Genomic DNA, 19786 nt, shown 5'->3' on the forward strand with positions numbered 1-19786 from the left:
ACAGACCCCAACCGTGTCTACAGCTGCTTCCGCACCACGCCCACGCACTCCGAGAATCAGCTCATACGCGGGCTAAAAAGACGAAAACGACCTCTAACTGGGCGTTTCGTCCCCGGATTTGAGGGTCATGTTCCGCGCCAGGTGGGGGTGGCTTCGCCGGTGAGGCGGCGTGTCATGAGACCGATCATCGCGACGTGGATCATGGCTTCGGAGCGGGCCGGTAGGGCTTCGTAGTCGCGGGCCAGGCGGCGGTGGTTCATGAGCCATCCGAAGGTGCGCTCGACCACCCAGCGCCGAGGCTGGACGACGAATCCTCTGGTGGCCGGGTCGCGGCGGACGATTTCGACGTCGATGCCGAGGGTGGCGCCGTGTTCGATGACGGCGTTCCTGTAACCCATGTCGGCCCAGGCTTTGCTGATGGTCGGGTGGTCGGCGGCGATCGTGGTCAGCAGCTGTCGGCCGGCGGTGCCGTCCTGGACGCCGGCGGCCGTGACCAGGACGGCGAGCAGGAGACCGATCGTGTCGGTGACGATGTTCCGCTTCCTGCCCACGATCTTCTTGCCGACGTCGACGCCCTGGGTGGCGGCGGGGACGTTCGTGGAGGTCTTCACGCTCTGGGAGTCGATGATGCAGGCCGTCGGCTCCGGATCACGTCCTTCAGCAGTGCGGATGAGCCGTCGCAACAGGCCGTTGAGCTACTCGAAGACCCCGTCGCGCTGCCACTTGGCGAAGTAGGCGTAGACGGTCTCCCAAGGCGGGTAGTCGTGCGGGAGGTAGCGCCAGGGGATGCCGGTGCGGTCGACGTAGAGGATCGCGTGCAGGATGTCGCGCAGCTCGTGCTCGGGCGGTCGGCCGAACGCCAGGGCACGTTCGGTACGGGCTCGGCGCCAGGAGGTCAGGGTGGGTTCGACCAGGGCCCATCGGGCATCGGACAGGTCGCTCGGATGCCGTCGACGATCCGTCATAACGACGGCATACTGCGGAATCTCGCGTCCGCCCAGAGGCCGGGGAAACCGGCGGACAATCGTGCTTCAGCCCGGCATCCTGGGATGAGACAGGAGGAAGCTCGCAGATCCAGCGGACATTCGTGTAGCCGCGACGCTCCTGTCGCCACCGTCTCCGAAGTCACCACGAGGGAGTCGACCGACCGACCGACCCGAAAACCAGCATCAACCGGCTCTTTGCCGGACGAAACGCCCAGTAACTGATCGTTTCAGAATGATCTGACCCCCGACTCTGCGCCTGGCAATCTTGGTCGGCAGGCTGTGCGGGTGCGTGCTGATCTTGTTCGGATGACCTCTGGGAGCGCGTGGCTCCGCTGCTGCCCGGCGCCGAGCGCCGTCGTCGATACCCGGGCGCCTGCGTGTACCGGACAGGGCGGCGCTCACAGGCGTGATGTACGTGCCGCGGACCGGTGTCGCCTGGCGGGATGTTCCAGCCGAGACTGTGGATTGCCCTGGACTGACGGCCTCGGCCCGGGAGCCCTTCGGCGTGTCGATCCGGCGACGGTGAGCGGCAAGATGGCGAGCGAGGAACTCGACGACGTGGCGCGGGACGTCGAGCGTGGCAACATAGTCGAGCCGAGCAGTTCACCCGGCTTCGCCAAGATCATTGCGCGTTGAGAAAACCTCACTGGCAAGACAACGCCATCGAGCCGCATACCACTCGACGGCGGCTCGGCCAAGCGGCCGAGTTCCCGGAAACTCCCCTTGTCCCGCCCGATGGCGGGGGCGAGTCGTCACCAGGGGAGAAGGTCCTTCATGCCCGAGCAGTTCATGACCGTCAAGCAGACCGCCAGCTACCTGAATATGTCCGTCGCGTGGGTGTATCGGGAGGCTCCGCGCGTCGGCCTCGTCCCGTACAGGTTCGGGCGCGGGACCAACGCGAAGCTCCAGTTCAAACTCTCGGAAGTCCAGGCTTGGGTGAAGCAGCAGCGGATGTCGGGTACGTAGGAGAAGCCGCTTACACGAGGAGGGCCTGCCGGGCGACGGCAGGCCCTCCTCGTCATTCAGGCCACGAGGCCGAGGTCGAGAATCTTGGCAGCTCGGCCGATGGAACCGGGCATGAGATGCCGGTAGATCTTGTAGGTGATGTCGATGCTCCTGTGGCCCATCCACTCGGCAACATCCGTGATCGGGATGTTGTGGCTGAGGCAGTTCGAGGCGAAGAAGTGACGGCTTCCGTAGATCGTCATGCCGTCGGGAATCTCAACTTTGCCAGCCTGCTTGATCCGCTTCCATTGGTTGTCCAGGTAGTAGTGCGGGAAGGGCTTGCTGAGGTCCAGGGGATGGCGAAGGACGTAGCCGTCCTTGGCGCCGTACTTGTCGGCGTACCACTCGATGGTGCGCTTCACACGAGCCGGGAGCGGGACATCGCGGTAATCGCCAGCCTTGCGATGCTTGAGCGGCGCGTAGTTCTTGGTGCTCTGGTTGACCTGTTCAGTGACGCGGTACACGTCGTCGGCGACGATGTTGTTGAGGTTGACGGCGAAGGCTTCGCCGTTACGAAGGCCGCAGCCGCTCATCAGGTCGACCACGAGGAGGAAGGCGTCGTCCCCGGCGGTGCGTATCTCCTGCAGCTGCTCGACAGACGGGATGACCGCCCGCTTCGGGTCGTACTGGGGAGGCTTGACTCCATCCATCGGATTCTCGTCGTACAGACCCAGACGATGGGCATCGAGAAGAATCGCCCTCAGCTTGTCGAAGGTGTTGGCCTGTGTGGCGAGGCCGGCCCCGTTCCGCTCCATGGTCTGGATGAAGGCATCCACGACCTTGTGGTCGAATGTGCCCATCCGGCGGCTTTGGAACGCGGGGAAGAGGTGGTTCTCTAGCAGCGAGTCCAGGTGTCGCAGCGACGCCACCGAGAGGTGCCGCTGGCCGGCCCTCCATTCCGCGACGTACTCTCCGAACTGCATCGGTCCGTACTTCTTGATGCGCTCAGCCTTGCGCTGGCTCTGCGGAGCGCTCTTCTTGGCGTTGTAGACCTCCATCAACCGAGCGATGGCCTTGTCCTGGGTGGCGAACCCGGACTCCTCCGTCTGCTTCCCTGTCGCGTTGCGGTACCTGATCTTGTACTCGTGCGGACACTTGGACCACCTGGACTCGGGGTGCTCGCAGTCCTTGAAGAAGGTGCCCATTCCGCGGGCGAGGGTCTTCGCTGCCATGGCCTAGTGACTCCCGGGCGCTGATGCTGACGTTTTGCTGACCCCGGATGGTCGATCAAGCCCCTGACCTGGGACGAAACGGTGAAGCCGTGGTATGTGGTGGAACTTCATCGGCCGCACCGGCGAGGAGATCCTCCAGGCCCGCAACGACTGGGAGACCGGCACCCGCTTCGGCGAGGTCCACGGCTACGACGGGGCTCGGCTGAGGGCGCCGGAGCTGCCCGACATCCCGCTGAAGGCGCGTGGGCGAGTGCGGTGAGTTGCGGCAGTTGATCAGCGACGAGGAGTACGTGGCCGCGCTCAAGGTGCTGCGCCGGATGGTGGCCAACATCGAGGGCGACGGGACTCCGGCGGGTAGCGAGAGGTGACGGAAGCACCTGTCCCGCCCGCATCCTGGTGATCGGCGGCGGCCTCGCCGCGGAGAGGACGCCCTGGCCGCCGACTGCGCCGCCGCTCGATTTGACGGCGCGGGCCGACCGTCCGGATCTCCCCGCGGCGGGTGCCGGGGGGTCAGTACACGGCGGGGCGGAAGGGCCGGGCGGTGTGCCGGTGGGTGCTGAGGAGCTGGGCGCCTCCTCGGGTGAGCAGGCCGACGTCGGTGCCCACCGCGATGAACTCGCAGCCCGCCGTCCTGGCGGCCTCCGCGAGCTGTTCGCTGCCGGCCAGGGTCCCGACGGGTTTGCCCGCGCGGTGTGCGCGCTGGGCCACGTGCCGGAAGGCCGCGAGGACGTCCGTGTGGGTCGGCTCGCCGAGGTGGCCCATGGTCGCGGCGAGGTCGGACAGGCCGATGAAGATCGCGTCGACCCCGTCCACGGCCGCGATGTCGTCGATCGAGGCGACGGCCTTCGGCGACTCGATCTGTGCGATCACGAAGGCGCGGTCGTTCGCGGTCGACAGGTACTCCGTGTCCTGCCCCCAGCGTGACGCGCGGGCCAGGGCGCTGCCGACACCGCGTGTCCCCTCCGGTGGGTAGCGGGTGGCCGCGACCGCCGCCGCGGCCTGTGCGGGCCCGTCGATCATGGGCAGCAGCAGGGTGTGGGCGCCGATGTCGAGGTAGCGCTTGACGGCCTCGGGCCGGGAGGTCGGCGGTCGTACCACCGCTGCGGTGGGTGTCGCGGCGACGGCTTGGAGCTGGGAGACGACGGTCTGCAGGGTGTTGGGCGCGTGTTCGGAGTCGATCAGCACCCAGTCGAACCCGATCGTCGCGCAGAGCTCGGCCGTGTACGGGTCGGCCAGGCCGAGCCACAGGCCGATCGACGGGGACTCCCGGCTGCCGTCGAGGAAGGCGTGCCGGTTCACGTGCCCGCCCCTGCGGTGCGCGTGCCGAACCGGCAGGAGACGGAGCCCAGTGGCCCGTAGTCGACGTGGAAGGTGTCCCCGGGACGGGCGAGGACCGGTCGGGTGAACGATCCCGACAGCACGACATGGCCCCTTTCGAGCACGACGCCGCGACCGGCCAGCCGGTTCGCCAGCCAGGCGACACCGGTCGCCGGATGGTTGAGCACCCCGGCGGCGATGCCGGTCTCCTCGATCACGGCGTTGCGGTGGCAGATGGCGCCGACCCACCGCAGGTCGATGTCGGCCGGGCGCACCGGCCGTCCGCCCAGGACCACTCCGGCGTTGGCGGCGTTGTCGGAGATGGTGTCCAGCACCGTCCGGGTCCGGCCGGTGTCCCGGTCCCGCTGTTCTATGCGCGCGTCGATGATTTCGAGCGCCGGCACGACGTAGCGGGTGGCGTCGAGGACGTCCATGACATCGCAGTCCGGGCCTGACAGTTCGGCGCCGAGGACGAACGCGAGCTCCACTTCGACGCGGGGGACGATGAAGGAGTCGATGGGCAGGTTCGCGTCGTCGGCGAAGAACATCCCGTCGAGCAGGACCCCGTAGTCGGGTTCGGTGATGTTCGACGACATCTGCATGGCGCGGGAGGTCAGTCCGATCTTGTGGCCTCGCACGCGCTGTCCGGACTCGGCCTTGACGGCCATCCAGGCCCGCTGGACGGCGTAGGCGTCGTCGATCGTCATCCGCGGATGCGACAGCGACAACTGCCGGATCTGCTGACGGGTGGTCTGTGCGGTTTCGAGGCTTTCGGCGGCGCTCTGAATTTCGGTCGCGGTCAGCACTGCTGCCTTTCTCCATTCGGCTCGCGGGTGTTGTCGGTGGTTCCCGGGGGCGTGGTCCGGCGGGCTGACGGTCCGGCACCTAGACTGTGGGAATGCCATTGCCACAGAACAGCGCTCTCGGCCGCCGCAGAAGGCTGGCGGCCACTCGAATCCGGCGGACCGCAGCGGAGGCGATGCGCCCGGTGCTGCGCGTGATGTCGCGGTCCGAGCCCGAACGCGACATCAGCGCGGCGGCACTCGGTCTGACCATGCTCTGGCTGTCGGACGACGTGATCACCACCGTGAACCGCAAGCTGGACCGGCTCGGCATCTCGGAGAACAAGCTCGACATCCTGATGATTTTCGCCGCGCAATCCGCCGAGGACGAGGAATCGCACGGGATGCGGCAGACGCCCAGCGGGATCTCGGACTACTTCGGGATCTCCAAGGCCAGTGCCACCGGCGTGATCGACTGGCTTGAGAAGCGCGGGCTCATCACCCGGACCCGTCAGGTCCAGGACCGCCGCAGCACGCCCATCGAGATCACGCCGACCGGTGAGCAGTTCGTCGCCGACGCGGTGCCGGTCTTCGAGGAGGCGTGCCGGGACCTGGTCCGTACGCTCAGCGATCGGGACCGCAAGGACCTGCAGCGGATCCTCGAAAAGCTTTGGGTTCACCTCAAGGATTCCGATTCCCGGGAATCCGACGGCGATTGATTCCGCCGCCATTCCCCGGCCTGGATCCGGGGCACCTGGAACGGCGCGGTGGTGGTCGTGTACCAGCCGCCGCCGTGCATCCGTCCCACCAGATTCATCCGGCCCGCGTCGATGTGTCCGCGGTCCGGATTGAGGACCACGTCGTCCTCGACGTGGGCGTAGCAGATCTCGCCGATGATCAGATTCCGGTTCCGGCCGAGTTCGACGGTGCGCGTGTAGGTGCATTCCAGTGCGACCGGACTGCCGGCGATGCGCGGCGGTCCGACGGCGAACGAGGGAATCGTGGTGAGGCCGGCCTCGGCGATTTCGTCGACGTCCTCGGGGAATTCGGCGGCGGTGACGTTCATCGCGTCCAGCAGATCCGAGCTGACCAGATTGATCACGAAATCGCCGGTTTCGACGATGTTGCGGGCGGAGTCCTTCGGGCGCCCGTCGCGGTTCCCTATTCCGAGTACCACGACGGGCGGCGTCCCCGACATCAGGTTGAAGAGGGAGAACGGCGCCGCGTTGAGTCGGCCCTGCGCGTCGCGACTGGTGACCCACGCGATCGGCCGGGGGACGATCAACGAGGCCAGCAGGTTGTAGCGGGGCTTGACGGCCATGGCGGCGATGTCGAAGAGCATGTGGTCCTTCTGGTGCTTGCGGCTCGGATCGGCGCTGTCTCCCGGCGGCCCGGCTCCGGCCGCGCCGGGAGACAGCCGACGGATCGTCAGCTGGAGGGGTCGGCCGGCGCGGGCCGCCGGCTCCTGCGGCACCGGCACAGCCCGAGTTGGTGGATCTCCAGGAGGTTGTTCGCCGGATCGCGCAGGAAGAGCTGCTTGAGGTTCGGCGAGGCGACGTTGTCGAGCGTGAAGTACTCCACGCCGAGGCGCTTGAGCTCCTCCTCGGCCGCGATGATGTCGTCGACGGCCAGCGCGATGTGGTTCTCCACGGGGTCTTTGCCCGGCCCCTTGCTGTACGGCGACGGTCCGTCGCTGCCGAGCAGGTGGATCTGCACGTCGCTGGGTATGTCCAGGAAGTAGCCGTGAATGCCGGGAATGTTCCAGCGCCCGGCGTCCTGCGTCAGGTCGAGCACGTCGCGGTAGAAGTCGCGCGCCTCATCGGCGGTCCTGTTGTCCATCCCCAGGCCGACATGGTGCAGCTCACGAATCTGAACAGCCATCCTCACCTCCGGAGTTCATTTAGTACGGTAGGCGTACCATCTGGTTGACGTACCTTCCCCTGCGCTGGGCGGTGCTGTCAAGGCCGCGTTGCGGGTGGACGCCCCGGCTGCCGCTCCGGCCGGGTCCGGCGACCAGCCGACCCGCGGGGAGCGGACGTCGCCGTCGAGGGGCGCGGCGTAGACGGACGGGTCCTGAAACCGGGAGCTCTCCCGGGAGGTGGGGGCGGCCTGGGGGTGACGGCCTGCGGGTGCCGACGGCCTACGGGGTCGGCGTCAGGCCGGGTTCCTGAGGAGGTCGCGGGTGACGGGCACGGCGTCGGGCGCGAGGCCGAGGGCGCGGTCGAGGTAGGGGTTGTGGATCGCCTCCGGGCCGCCCGGCCCCGCCGCCGACCGCACCGGCGTGCGGCTCGGCCCCGGAGCCTTCCTCCGCGGCGTCACGGCGGGCTGATCGGCCACCGCCCGCCGGGCGCGGGCCGGGACCTCACGCGGACCCGTGCGTCGTGCGGTGCTGGCTGGGTGTGGTTCCGTAGTGGTCCAGGAAGACCTGCCGCATCGTCTCGGCGGAGCTGAAGCCGCACCGCCGCGCGATCGACGCCAGCGGCAGCGCGGTGGAGACGAGCAGCTGTGCGGCCGCCTCGGTGCGGGCGAGCCGCACGAACTGCGCCGGGGTCCGTCCGACGTGGCCGAGGAACAGCCGGGCCAGATGACGCCCGCTGACACCCGCGAGTTCGGCGAGCGCGGTCGTGCCGAGGTCGCCGTCCAGGTGCGCCGTGATGTGCTCGACGGTGCGCCGCACGATCCGGTGCTCCGGGGCCGATGCGCCGACGAAGCTGCTGATCTGGGCCTGGTTGCCGGGGCGCTGGAGGTAGGTCACCATCTGGCGGGCCAGCGACCGTGCCATGGCCGGGCCGTGGTCCTCCTCGACGAAGGCGAGTGTGAGGTCGAGTGCCCCGGTGACCCCGGCCGACGTGCAGATGTGCTCGTCGCGCAGGTGGAGCGGGGCGGGGTCGACGTGGACGGCCGGGTAGCGCCGCGCCATTTCCTCGGCGAACGCCCAGTGGGTCGTGGCGCGGCGTCCGTCGAGCAGTCCCGCCTGCGCCAGCACGCTCGCGCCCGTGCACACCGACGCCACCCGTCGGCCGAGCCCGGCCAGTCGGCGGACGTGGCCGACCAGCGAGGTGTCCTGGGCTGCCGCGGTGTGACCCTGCCCGCCGACGACCAGCAGCGTGTCGAGCGGTCCGCGGGTGCGCTCCAGCGCCGCCTGCGCCGCCAGGACCAGTCCTGAGGAGCAGCGCACCGGCCGGCCCCCGAGCGTGACCAGGCGGGTGTCGTAGGGCGGACTCGCGCCGAGCCGGTTCGCGGCGTCGAGGGTGGTGGTCACGCAGGCGATCTCCACGAGCTCGGCGTCGTCGTAGGCCACGACCACCACGTGACGGCGAGTGCCTGCTGTCATGGCCGTGATCCTACCGGGCGTGCGTCCGGAAGACAGGTATCCAAGGATTCCGGACAGGAACGGCGCAGGCTCGGCCCGTCGACGGGGGAACTGCCGGAGGGTGGTCGCAGCGGCGGCCCCCGCCGCCGTTGCGACCACCGATCGTCAGGAGTCCCGTCATGACCGAACAGTCGTCCGTCCCGGCCGAGGAGCCGGTGACGACCGTCGCCTTCGTGCTGTACCCCGGCCTCACCCCGCTGGACATGGTCGGCCCGCTCCAGGTCTTCGGTGCGCTGAGCGAGCTGGTCCCCGGATACCGCACCGTCGTGGTCGGTGAGCGGATCGAGCCGATGGACAGCGACGTTCCGGTGCAGCTGGTGCCCAGCCACACCTTCGAGGACATGCCCGACCCGTACGCCCTGATCGTGCCCGGCGGCTTCCGTCCCACCCTGGCCGCGATGGCCGACGAGGGGCTGTTGCAGAGGCTGCGCGAGGCCGCGGCCCGGTCCCAGGTCGTCGGTTCGGTGTGCACCGGCTCGCTGCTGCTCGGGGCGGCGGGGCTGCTGGAGGGGCGCGAGGCTACGTCGCACTGGATGTACCGTGACCTGCTCGCACGCTTCGGGGCGACACCGGTCACCCGGCGCTGGGTCGAGGACGGGCCCGTCATCACCGCCGCCGGGGTCTCGGCCGGCATCGACATGGCGCTGCACCTCGTCGACCGCCTGGCCGGCCACGAGGCCGCGCGCACGGTCCAACTGGTCCTCGAGTACGACCCCGAGCCGCCGCTCGGCCCGGTCGACTGGACGCCGGTCGACGCCGGCGCGTTCGTCTCCTTCGCCCAGGAGAACCTGCGGACCGCCCTCACCGGCCATCCCGGCCTGCTGGCACGCCTGACCGCCTGACCGCCTGACGGCCCGCGCGTCCGCGCCGGGGAGGCGGCGGCGCGGTTCCCGGCTCGGGGGACGACCGTCGGGAGCGGGCCGCCGCCGACACCGAGCGCACGGTCGGCCGCGGTGGGGATGCCGCGACCGTCCTGCTGCCCCTGCGGGCCGACGCCCCTCGTCCGTGCGTCCGCGCCGCCCGGTCAGGGGCCCGGACGGCTGTTGCCGCCGGTCATGCGTGCCGCCGGAGCGCGGAAGACCTTGAGGAGTTCGGTGGGATCGGCATTCTGTTCGAGGGCGTGCTGGTGGAGCCTGACACCCCGTCTGCCGGAGGAGGCGACTCCGGTCACCTGGTGTACGGCCCGCCGCGTACACCAGGTGGCCTTCGCCCAGGCCGAGGGCCGTGCAGCAGGCGAGCATCTGGTGGAGGTCCTCGTTCGGGTGGGCGCCGTTCTCCTCCGTCTTGTGCTCGGCGTCGACGACGGCCGCCGGCGTCCGGCCGTCGACGGCGTACACGACCGGGTCGGGGCGCAGCCGGACGCGGCGGGCGGTGTCCGGGTGGTACCGGTCCTGGCGGCGGGCGGAGAGCCCGTGCTCGCGGACGGCCTCCCGCAGGGCGCCGGTGACGAAGTCCTCGAAGAGGGCGTTCATGTCGAACAGGAAGCCGTCCAGGCGGAGTTCGCCCGGCCGGTGCTCCGGCGTGGTGCCGGCCGGCAGCGCCTCGGCCGGCCGGCGTCCGGCCGGTGGCGGCGTCCAGCGGCACGGACCGGGCGGGGGCGTGCCCGCCCAGGGGGGCGGCAGTGGTGGGGCCGCCGTCGGAGCTCACGGCATGCCCTCGCGGGAGGCGAGGTCGGCGAGTTCGCGCAGTGGCCCGGCGGTGAGCCGGAAGGCGACGTCGTGCGTCTCCGGGTCCTCGGTGGGCCGGAAGCCCTCGACGAAGTCCTCGTAGGCGTCGGAGGGATGGAACCGGACCAGTGGCCGGGAGGCCGGCACCCGCTTGGGCGAGGTCCACGGTTACGACGGTGCCCGACTGAGAGCGCCCGGATCGATGCCGGGCCGGGTCTTCCGGGCGGTCGGGTCGGTTGGCGCTGCGGGCCGGTGGCCGGGGCCTGCTGATGCCGGGTTCGGGGCCGCGGCGTTACTCGTGAGCCGTCCGGCAGGGTCGCATTCCGGTCGGCTTGTCGCGGTGCCGGGTGGCCGGCAGCCGTCGTCCGGTGCGGGCGGCGGCCTGCTGGTCGAACCCCTTGGGGCTGCTGGGGCGGTGGCCCGTTCGGCCTCAGGTGTTCCTTGGCGGACGGGCTCTCCGGGGGGTGCCGCTCGGGCTGCGGAAGGGCGGTACCCCCCCGTGGACGGCCCGGCGGGTTGGCGAAGATCGCAGACGGAGCGTCTCCCTGAAGACCGGGGGCGGCGCCCACCGCCCGGCAAGGATAGTGGGCCAAATCTCACTTGCTAACACGTCGTCAACATGGAAAAGCAGGCCCGGGGATGGAAGGATGGCTTGACGGTACACGGTCAAGGAATGGATGGCCCAAAGTTGGATCTCCCGCGGAGAGTGTCGGCGAGGTAGGCTGGTCAACTGTGCTCGAAGGGGGAGAGACGCAGGCCGGTGGCCGGAACGGTGCGATGGTGACTGTCGCCCGGTGTCACCGGGGTATTGCAGGCGGGGGCCTTTGTCGTGGCCGCTGGGTTTCCGTACCAGCGGCGATCGAATCTGAACTACTGAGAAGCGCAACTGGAATCTGCCGCTAGTGGATCACCGTTCGCACTGTGGATGATCGGCGAACGGTGACGTGCCGTGCCGTGAAGTGGCAATTCCGTCTGGCGGTCCCGAAGGAATTAGCTCGCACAGTTTCTGGTTGGACGGGGATTCAATGCAGCTCATCGAACGTGGAAGCGTTTTGGCCGAATTGAACCGCCTGCTGAGTTCGAGTAGAAGGGGGACCGGGCATGCGGTGGTCCTCAGCGGGCCGATCAGCAGCGGGAAGACCGGGCTCCTGAACGCACTCGCCGAACAGCTGGCGGGAAGTGACGTACTCTTCCTCAGCGCCGTCGGGTCGCGGATGGAGCAGGAAATCCCGCTCGGTGTCGTCACCCAGCTCTTCGAAGCCGTCTCGTTGCCGATCGAGTTGCGGGACGAGGTGCGCGGGATACTGCAAGGGGCGAGTGGCGGCCGGTTGTGCAGTCAGATGCTGCAGCAACTCACCTCCGTTCTGGGAAGGTTGGCGGCCGAGCGGACCGTGCTGATCGGGGTCGACGACATCCACCATGCCGACGGGGCGTCGTTGCAGTTCTTCCTCTGGCTCTCCCGCCGGCTCCGGACGATTCCGACGCTGCTCCTCCTCACCGACCAGGAGCAGGGCGGCAGTGGCTATATGGAGTTCCGGGCGGAGTTGCTCCGAGGAAACCTGAGCACCCGTTTGTCGCTGGCGCCGCTCAGCCCGGCCGGGGTCGCCGACCTGCTCGACTCGGGATTGGAGACCGACGTCGGGCGGCGACTGGGCCAGGCCTGCTACGAGTTCAGCGGAGGGAACCCGCTGCTCGCTCGGGCACTGATCGAGGACAACCGGGGCGTCGGCGGCGAGTCGGACGGGCCGATCGCGGGGGACGCCTACGGGCGGGCCATCCTGGACTGTGTTCGACGCTGTGCACTGGATCACGCGCTCGACGTCGCGCGGGGCCTGGCAGTGCTCGGCGAGCACGCCACGCCGGCGCTGCTCACCTCGCTGCTCGCGGTCAACTGCTTCACGGTCGCCCAGGTCATGGAGACCTTCTCCCGGGCGGGGATCCTGGCGGGCGGTCACTTCCGGCACCCGCAGGCCCGGCTGGCGCTGCTGAACGACATGACCCCTGCGGAACACGCCTCGCTCCACCTGCGGGCGGCCTCGACGTCCTACGACTGCGGTCTGCCGCTGATCCCGGTCGCGCAGTTCCTGCTGGCTGCGAACGACCACGGCGAGCCGTGGGCCGACGAGGTGCTCTGCAAGGCGGCGGAGACGGCGCTCGGGCAGGGGAAGGTGTCCTTCGCGATCCAATGCCTGCAATTGGCCGGCGGAACCGCGACGGATTCCGAGTCGCACCGCGAGACGGTCGCCAACCTGGCGGCGGCGGAATGGCGGGTGTCGCCGACGAAAGCCGCCCGGCGGTACGACCAGTTGATTGTCGCCGCACAGGACGACCAGCTCTCCGGGCCGCGCACGGAGGAGCTCATCAGGAGTCTGCTGTGGGACGGGCGGCTGGATGAAGGGGCGAGCATGGCCGAGCGCCTGCTACGGCGCAGCGGCGAGCCCTCGCCCGGATTCCTCGTCTGGCTCCAGGTCTCGTACCCGGATCTGCTGGAGTGCCTCCCGGCGGAATCGCTTCCGGTCGAGCCGCAGTCGGTCCAGGGAGTTTCCGTCCCGGCGGAGGCGCTGCTCGCGAAATCCCTGACGGCGGGGAGGTTCGCCGACGTGGCGTGGCTCGCCGAACAGTTCCTGCAGAGCACCCGGATGGATGACCGGACCATCGATTCCCTGGAATCCGCAGTACTCGCTCTCGCCTATTCCGACCACGCCGGCCAGGCTGCCTCCTGGAGCGACCGGATCCTGGCCCGGGCGGCCGAACTCAACGCCCCCACCTGGCAGGCCAGGTTTGCCGCGGTGCGTTCGGACATCGCCCTGCGCCAAGGGGATCCGGAGCAGGCGGAAGAATTTGCCGACCTGGCCTTGGCCTGCATTCCGCTGCCGGGTTGGGGGGTGGTGGCCGGCGTTCCTCTGGCGAGCATGGTCCGAATCGCGACCGCGCGGGAGGACCACGATGCGGCTACGAAGTGGCTGGCCGTTCCGGTGCCGGCGGCGATGTTCCGGACCCGGTTCGGTCTGATGTATCAATTCGCCCGTGGCGAGCACTATCTGGCCACCGGTCGGGCGGAGCCGGCGTTCGAGGACTTCCTCGCCTGCGGCCGGCGTCTTCACCGGTGGGGATTCGCGCCTTCGGTGTTTGCGCCGGGACATGCCTCGGTCACGACGGCAATGGGCTGGCTCGGAGGCGCGGTCCTCGCCAATTCGAACAGGCAGGCGCTGGCTGAACAAATGGCCCGGGTCCGACCCGAGGCTCCGGTCGCGTTCGAGGAGACCAAGGAGCCGGCCGAGATCCTGACCAGCGCCGAGTACCGGGTTGCCGAGCTGGCCTCGGCGGGGCACACCAACCGGGAGATCTCCCGCAAGCTCTACATCGCCACCAGCACGGTGGAACAGCACCTGACCCGGGCCTACCGGAAGCTGAAGGTCCAGAACCGTCAGCAGCTCTCCCGGACGCTGACCCAGCAAACCTCCTGATCCGGTCCCGCCGCGGACTCCCCGGCCGGGCACGGACGCGGACTCCCCGGCCGGGCACGGAGCACCGTGCCCGGCCGGACCCGTCGTCGCAGGCTCAGTAGATCCCCTCCGGTGTCTCCCGGAGGGTCTGCAGCGGGTGCACGTTGGCGACCGCGTCGAACGGCCAGCTGCCGCCGGTGTCGTGGCGGACGGCCGCGTCCCGTTCGAGGATGTTCGGCAGGAACAGGTCCTCGTGCAGGACCGTCAGCCGGACTCGGCCGACCTGGCCGTACTCCACCACGCTGGTCCAGTCCTCCTGGTCCACCACGGCGTGGGTGACGTGCGGATAGGCGGACAGGTGGGGCATCAGCTCGCCGTCGTTCACCACCGGCAGGGGGATCGTGTTGCCGAAGGTGTTGCCGTACATGGTGGACACCACGCCCTCCGGCATCGCCGCCCTGACCGAGCGGTACATGGCCGTGGTGGTGTGGGTGCCGCTGAGCCGGACCCCGCGCAGCCGGGCGACCGTCTCCGGCTGCCGGCGCATCAGGGACTTGAACAGGGCCGGTGTGGTCATCATGTAGTCCACCGGCTGGGTGTCCAGGATCCCGGTGACCTGTTCCAGGACGTGCTCCGTGTACTCCTGGACCTCCTTCATCCGCCCGGTCCGGACCAGGTGCTTCACCCACCGGGGGTCGAAGTCCACGCCGTACACCCGGGAGTCGTAGTGCTCCGCGAGGTGGTACCCGCGGTTGCCGACCAGGTGCGGGCCGGTCGGCGTCGCCTGCAGCCAGTTGCACCCGGGCTGGAAGCCCTCGCGCGGCAGGGTCCAGCGCAGCCAGGTGGCCCTGTTGCGCAGCATCGGCTCGGTGTAGAAGACCCGGCAGGGGGTGCCCGTGGTGCCACCGGACTCCCAGACCTTGCCGGCCAGGGGGCGCGGTACGGCCAGCGGTACGAGGTCCGCCGGGTCCAGTGAGCGCAGCTCCTCCAGTCCGAACGGACCGAAGGCGTGCAGGTCGTCGTACCGCTTGACGTCCATCGGGTCGAACGGCAGCCCGGCGGCGCGGCGCAGCCAGTAGGGGCTGCCGCCCACGGGGTCGAAGTGGCGGCGGACGACGCGCCGGGTCCAGGCGTCCAGGTCCTGCGCCAGCAGTTCGTCGACACTCGCATCGGCCAGAATCACGGAAGAATCTCCAGAACGGTCTCGGTGGACGGTGGGAACGGGGTCGGCCCGGTGGTCAGTCGGAGGCGCGCAGCCAGCCGTCGACGGCTGTCGCGGTCCGGTCGGCGTGCTCCATCATCAGAGTGAAGTGGTCACCGGGGACGTCGATCGCGGCGTGCGGCAGCGACCAGGCGGCCTGCCAGGCTTCGGCCGGCTCGCCCGGGGCGGAACCGCCGGCCCGCTCGGAGGCGCGCACCAGCAGGGTGGGCGCGGTCAGCTCGGCGGGCCTCCAGTCGGTGAAGAGGCCGAAGTAGCCGAACATCGCGGTCAGCCGGGTGTCGGTCATCGGGCCCACCTTGCGCTCGTCGCCCAGTGCGGTGGCTTCCAGCGCGGGCAGGATGAACTCGGTCGAGGCACTGCCCGGTTCGTAGGTGTCCAGCAGCACCAGGGCGGTGACCGCCGCGCCGAGCCCTTCCAGCTCGGCGGCCAGCAGATGGGCGACGGTGCCGCCGGAGGAGCGGCCGACCAGGACGAACGGGGCGTCGCCCAGGCCCCGGCGGACGGTCGCGGCCAGGTGGGCGGCCAGCACCCCGGGACCGGCGGGCAGCGGCTCCCCGGGTGCGAAGCCCGGGTAGGAGAGCGACCAGAGGTCGCGCCTGCCGCGGAACGCGCCGGCGAGCCGGGTGAACTCGTGGATCCCGCCGAACACCGTGGTCGAAGGAAGGCAGACCAGTGCCGGTGCGTCCCCGGTACCCGCGCAGAGCCGGACCAGCTCGCCCGGTCCGGCCTCCGCGGGGGAGGAGAAGGTGCGGCGCAGCCGGGAGGCGGCCTGCAGCAGCGCCCGGCCCTCCTGGAACTTGCCCTGCTCGCAGGCGGTCCGGTAGAGGTCCGCGATCCCGCCGGAGAGCGGTTCGGCCCCGGCGTCGGGCAGGGTCGGACCCAGCCGGGCCGTCAGCTCCTCGGCCAGGGCCGCGAAGGTGGGGTGGTCGAAGATCATCGTCGCGCCCAGCCGCAGGCCGGTGACCTCGGCCAGGCGGTTGCGCAGCTCCACCGACATCAGCGAGTCGAAGCCCAGCTCGCCGAAGGCGGCCGCATCGGCGATGGCCTCCGGACCGGGATGGCCGAGCACCCGGGCGGTCTCGGCCAGGACCAGTCGCAGCACCAGTTCCCGCTGCTCCGCCCCGTCCAGTCCGGACAGCCGCTCGCGCAGCGCGGCGGGCTCCGCCGTCGAAGCGGCCGCCACCACGCGCCGGGGCGCGGTGCCGCGGAAGAGCGGCGGCACCGGCCCGCCGGCGTCCCGTGCGCCGCGGGAGAGCTCCAGCCGGACCGGGACCAGGAGCGCGGGCTCCGCGGTGCGGGCCAGGTCGAAGAGGTCCAGCGCCTGCTCCGGGGAGAGGGCGGCGCCGCCGCGGCCGGCGTTGCCCCGGTCGGCCAGGGCGCCGGCCATCCCGCCGGCGGTGTCCCACATGCCCCAGGCCAGCGACCGGGCCGGCAGCCCCCGGGCGCGCCGGTACTCGGCCAGGCCGTCCAGGAAGGTGTTCGCCGCGGCGTAGTTGCCCTGGCCCGGGTTGCCCATCACACCGGACATGGAGGAGAAGAGCACGAAGTCGGTGAGCTCCAGGTGCTCGGTGAGCTCGTGCAGGTGCCAGGCCGCGTCCACCTTGGGCCGCAGTACCGCGTCCGACTGCTCGGCGCTCAGCGCGGTGACCACGCCGTCGTCGAGCACCCCCGCGACGTGCACCACGGCGGTCACCCGCCGGGAGGCGAGCAGCCGGGCCAGCGCCTCGCGGTCGGCGGCATCGCAGGCCACCAGTTCGGCGTGGGCACCCGCCTCGCGCAGTTCGGTGAGGAGTTCGGCGGCGCCGGGGGCGTCGGGACCCTGCCGGCCGGCCAGCAGAAGGCGCCGGACGCCGTGCTCGACCACCAGGTGGCGTACGACGTGGCGGCCCAGGGCACCGGTCGCGCCGGTCACCAGCACATCGCCGCTCGGGTCCCAGGCCGGCTGGACCGGGTCGGCGGAGGGCCGTACGGCGCTCAGCCTGGGTACCAGCACGGCCTCGCCGCGCACGGCCAGTTGGGGCTCGTCCGCAGCGGTTGCGGTCGCGAGGGCGGCGGGCAGCGCCCGGTAGCCGTCGGTGTCCAGGTCCACCAGCAGGATGCGGCCCGGGTGCTCGGACTGGGCGGTGCGGACCAGGCCCCAGACGGCAGCGCCGGCCAGGTCCTCGACCTCGCCCACCGCGCCGCGGGTCACCACCACGAGCAGGGAGTGCTCGAAGGCGTCGGCGGCCAGCCAGGCCTGGAGCACCTCCAGCGTCCGCCGGACCGCGGCGCGGACCGCCTCGGGACCGGCGCCGCCCGGGGCCGTGACGGGCAGCAGCACCACCGGCGGGGCGGGCACCCCGGCCCGGACCGCGTCGGCCGCCTCGGCCGGGTCGGCGTACCGGAACAGCGGCAGGTCCGCCGGCACCGGTCCGGAGCCGAGGACCGCCCACGGTTCGGCCGGGCGGACCGGCGCGGTGACCGGCACCGGTACCCAGTCCAGCCGCAGCAGAGAGCCGGGGCGGGGTTCCGGGGCGACCTGGCGGGCGGTCATCGGGCGCAGGGCCAGGGACTCCACCGCGGCGACCGGACCGCCGGTGCGGTCGGTGAGCCGAAGCGCGATCCCGGACCCGCCGGGGGTGAGCCGCACACGCAGGGCGGTGGCGCCGGTGGCGTACAGCGACACGCCTGACCAGGCGAAGGGGACACCGGAGGACTCGTTCGCCTCCGGGTCCATGCCGACCAGTTGCAGGGCCGCGTCGAACAGTGCCGGGTGCAGGCCGAAGCCGGCCACGTCGGCATCGGGCAGCCGGAGATCGGCGAACAGCTCCTCGCCCCGCCGCCAGAGCGCCTCCACCGCGCGGAACGGGCCGCTGTAGTCCAGGCCCCACTCGGCGAACCGCCGGTAGCCGTCCTCGATCGGCAGCCGGACGGCGCCCGGCGGGGGCCAGGCGGTCGCCTCGGGCGCCGGGCGGGGGCCGGCCGGGGCGAGCACGCCGGCGGCCAGGCGCTGCCAGGGCTGTTCCGGGTCCGCGGTGTCCGGCCGGACGTAGAGGCTGACCGGGCGGCGGTCGGTCCCGTCCGGCGCGCCGATCGCGACCTGTACCGCCACCGCGCCGCGCTCGGGCAGCAGCAGCGGCGCCTCCGAGGTCAGCTCCTCGATCCGCTCGCAGCCCACCTGGGCGGCGGCGTGCAGCACCATCTCGACCTGCGCGGTGCCGGGCAGGAGCGCCCGTCCGGCCACCGCGTGGCCGGCCAGCCAGGGCTGGCGGTCCAGCGAGAGCGTGCCGGTGCAGAGGAACCCGCCCGAGTCCGGCAGCGCCACGGCGGCGCCGAGCAGCGGGTGGCCGTCGGCGGCGAGGCCCACGGCGGCGATGTCGGCCGCCGAGCCGGCCCGGGGGGTGGGCCAGAACCGCCGGTGCTGGAACGGGTAGGTGGGGAGGTCCACCAGGTGATCGGCAGGCCGGTGGACGGCGGGCCAGTCGAGCTCGGTGCCGACGGCGTGCAGGGTGGCGAGCGCCTCGAACAGCGCTGCGGCCTCGGGGCGGTCCTTGCGCTGGGCGGCGGCGAACCGGGCCCCTTCCGGGGCGGGGACGCATTCCTCGGCCAGCGCGGTGAGGGTGCCGTGCGGGCCGACCTCCAGGTACGTGGTCACGCCGTGCTCGGCGAGGGTGGCGACGCCGTCCGCGAAGCGCACCGTGGCGCGCACGTGCTCGACCCAGTACTCCGGGGTGGCGATGCTCGCGTCGGCGATCCGGCCGGTGACGTTCGAGACCACCGGGATCCGCGGCCGGGCGTACGCCAACCCGGACAGGACCTCGCCGAATTCGGCCAGCATCGGCTCCATCAGCGGGGAGTGGAAGGCATGGCTGACCCGCAGCCGCTTGGTCCGGCGGCCGTGTCCGGCGAGCGCGGCCCCCGCAGCCTCGACCGCGTGCGCCGGGCCGGAGAGCACCAGGGCCCCGGGACCGTTCACGGCGGCCAGGCTCAGCTCGTCCCCCAGCCCGGACAGCAGTCCGGCCAGCTCGGCCTCGCCGGCCTGGACGGCGAGCATCGCACCGCCCTCCGGCAGCCGCTGCATCAGCTCGGCCCGCGCGGTGACCAGCGCGGCCGCGTCCGGGAGGTCGAGCACCCCGGCCGCATGAGCGGCGGCTATCTCGCCGACCGAGTGGCCCAGCAGGTAGCCGGGGCGGACGCCCCACGACTCCAGCAGCCGGTACAGCGCCACCTCGAAGGCGAACAGGGCGGGTTGCGCGTAGCCCGTCAGATCGAGCAGTCCGGCGTCCGGCGAGCCCGGCGGGGCCGTCAGCACCGACTGCACGCGGGGGTCGAGCAGGGCGCAGACCTCGTCCAGGGCGGCGGCGTAGACCGGGAACGCCGCGTACAGCTCACGGCCCATGGCGGCGCGCTGGGACCCCTGACCGGAGAAGAGCAGGGCCAGCCGGCCCTCGCCGCTGCGGCCCCGCACCAGGCCGGGGCCGCCCTGGTCCTCGGCCAGACCGGTCAGGGCGCGCACCAGGCCGGCCCGGTCCTCGGTGGTGACGGCCGCGCGGTGCTCGAACGCCGTCCGGCCCACGGCGAGCGACCGGGACAGCGCGGGCAGCGACAGCCCGGGCCGGTCGGCGAGGAAGCCGAGCAGGCCGCGGGCCTGCGCGCGCAGCGCCTCCCGGCTGCGGGCGGAGAGCAGGAAGGGCGGGACCGGCGCGGCCGGGTCCGCCGGGTCGGCGGGCCGCAGGCTCGGCGGTGCTTGTTCGAGGATGATGTGGGCGTTGGTGCCGCTGATGCCGAAGGCGGAGACGGCGGCGCGGCGGGGGCGTCCGGTGTCGGGCCAGGGGCG

The 19786-nt window shown here is 71.3% G+C and carries 14 protein-coding genes and 4 pseudogenes; 6 read left to right on the forward strand and 12 right to left on the reverse strand.

Annotation, left to right across the window (positions count from 1 at the left end; genetic code table 11):
• Positions 1-125: 125 nt before the first annotated feature.
• Positions 126-965 (reverse strand): annotated as a pseudogene (locus ACFU74_RS26975) (IS5 family transposase).
• A gap of 258 nt (positions 966-1223) precedes the next feature.
• Here ACFU74_RS26975 and ACFU74_RS26980 point away from each other — a divergent pair.
• Both ACFU74_RS26980 and ACFU74_RS26985 read left to right on the forward strand, forming a co-directional pair.
• Positions 1224-1479 (forward strand): annotated as a pseudogene (locus ACFU74_RS26980) (transposase); the annotation flags it as partial.
• Between the two features lie 281 nt (positions 1480-1760).
• Positions 1761-1952, forward strand: a complete 192-nt coding sequence (locus ACFU74_RS26985) for a helix-turn-helix transcriptional regulator (RefSeq protein ID WP_380761230.1) — start codon at positions 1761-1763, stop codon at positions 1950-1952.
• Positions 1953-2008: 56 nt separating this feature from the next.
• Here ACFU74_RS26985 and ACFU74_RS26990 read toward each other — a convergent pair whose 3' ends face one another.
• Entirely contained in the window at positions 2009-3163 is a 1155-nt protein-coding gene (locus tag ACFU74_RS26990; RefSeq protein WP_380761232.1) for a tyrosine-type recombinase/integrase, read from the reverse strand.
• 94 nt (positions 3164-3257) lie between these two features.
• Between ACFU74_RS26990 and ACFU74_RS26995 the strand changes: the two are divergent.
• Positions 3258-3422: pseudogene (locus tag ACFU74_RS26995) on the forward strand (pirin family protein); the annotation flags it as partial.
• A 251-nt stretch (positions 3423-3673) separates the two neighbouring features.
• Here ACFU74_RS26995 and ACFU74_RS27000 read toward each other — a convergent pair.
• Together ACFU74_RS27000 and hpaH are read right to left on the reverse strand one after the other, a co-directional pair.
• A complete protein-coding gene (locus tag ACFU74_RS27000; protein WP_380761234.1) occupies positions 3674-4462 on the reverse strand; it encodes an HpcH/HpaI aldolase/citrate lyase family protein in 789 nt (262 codons plus the stop codon).
• Positions 4459-5286 carry a 2-oxo-hept-4-ene-1,7-dioate hydratase gene (gene hpaH, locus ACFU74_RS27005; RefSeq protein WP_380761236.1) on the reverse strand — a complete coding sequence of 276 codons (828 nt, stop codon included), beginning with the start codon at positions 5284-5286 and terminating at the stop codon, positions 4459-4461. The genes ACFU74_RS27000 and hpaH overlap by 4 nt, the downstream gene beginning before the upstream one ends.
• A 92-nt stretch (positions 5287-5378) precedes the next feature.
• Here hpaH and ACFU74_RS27010 point away from each other — a divergent pair, with 92 nt between their 5' ends.
• A complete protein-coding gene (locus ACFU74_RS27010; protein WP_380761238.1) occupies positions 5379-5981 on the forward strand; it encodes a MarR family winged helix-turn-helix transcriptional regulator in 603 nt (200 codons plus the stop codon).
• Here ACFU74_RS27010 and ACFU74_RS27015 read toward each other — a convergent pair.
• From ACFU74_RS27015 to ACFU74_RS27030, 4 genes are all read right to left on the reverse strand, one after another.
• The gene (locus ACFU74_RS27015; RefSeq protein ID WP_380761240.1) at positions 5939-6604 is read right to left on the reverse strand and encodes a flavin reductase family protein; all 666 of its coding nucleotides are present in this window, start codon (positions 6602-6604) and stop codon (positions 5939-5941) included. The two genes, ACFU74_RS27010 and ACFU74_RS27015, sit on opposite strands and share 43 nt — an antisense overlap.
• An 86-nt stretch (positions 6605-6690) precedes the next feature.
• Entirely contained in the window at positions 6691-7143 is a 453-nt protein-coding gene (locus ACFU74_RS27020) for a VOC family protein (protein WP_380761242.1), read from the reverse strand.
• 273 nt (positions 7144-7416) lie between these two features.
• Positions 7417-7581, reverse strand: a complete 165-nt coding sequence (locus tag ACFU74_RS27025; protein ID WP_380761244.1) for a hypothetical protein — start codon at positions 7579-7581, stop codon at positions 7417-7419.
• Between the two features lie 43 nt (positions 7582-7624).
• Positions 7625-8596, reverse strand: coding sequence for a GlxA family transcriptional regulator (locus ACFU74_RS27030; protein ID WP_380761246.1), 972 nt, complete (start codon positions 8594-8596; stop codon positions 7625-7627).
• Between the two features lie 158 nt (positions 8597-8754).
• Here ACFU74_RS27030 and ACFU74_RS27035 point away from each other — a divergent pair, with 158 nt between their 5' ends.
• Positions 8755-9477, forward strand: coding sequence for a DJ-1/PfpI family protein (locus ACFU74_RS27035; protein ID WP_380761249.1), 723 nt, complete (start codon positions 8755-8757; stop codon positions 9475-9477).
• A 357-nt stretch (positions 9478-9834) separates the two neighbouring features.
• Here the strand turns inward: ACFU74_RS27035 and ACFU74_RS27040 are convergent.
• A pseudogene (locus ACFU74_RS27040) lies at positions 9835-10257 on the reverse strand (restriction endonuclease); the annotation flags it as partial.
• A gap of 21 nt (positions 10258-10278) precedes the next feature.
• Complete coding sequence (locus ACFU74_RS27045; RefSeq protein ID WP_380761257.1) at positions 10279-10449, reverse strand: hypothetical protein; 171 nt, start codon at positions 10447-10449, stop codon at positions 10279-10281.
• Between the two features lie 878 nt (positions 10450-11327).
• Between ACFU74_RS27045 and ACFU74_RS27050 the strand changes: the two genes are divergently transcribed.
• The gene (locus tag ACFU74_RS27050) at positions 11328-13769 is read left to right on the forward strand and encodes an AAA family ATPase (RefSeq protein ID WP_380761251.1); all 2442 of its coding nucleotides are present in this window, start codon (positions 11328-11330) and stop codon (positions 13767-13769) included.
• Positions 13770-13863: 94 nt separating this feature from the next.
• Here the strand turns inward: ACFU74_RS27050 and ACFU74_RS27055 are convergent, their stop codons facing one another.
• Complete coding sequence (locus ACFU74_RS27055) at positions 13864-14931, reverse strand: arylcarboxylate reductase (RefSeq protein WP_380761253.1); 1068 nt, start codon at positions 14929-14931, stop codon at positions 13864-13866.
• Between the two features lie 55 nt (positions 14932-14986).
• A partial coding sequence (locus ACFU74_RS27060) for an SDR family NAD(P)-dependent oxidoreductase (RefSeq protein WP_380761255.1) occupies positions 14987-19786 on the reverse strand: 4800 nt, incomplete at its 5' end.

Origin of the sequence: Kitasatospora sp. NPDC057500, assembly GCF_042802195.1 — a bacterium.
GTDB lineage: Bacteria > Actinomycetota > Actinomycetes > Streptomycetales > Streptomycetaceae > Kitasatospora.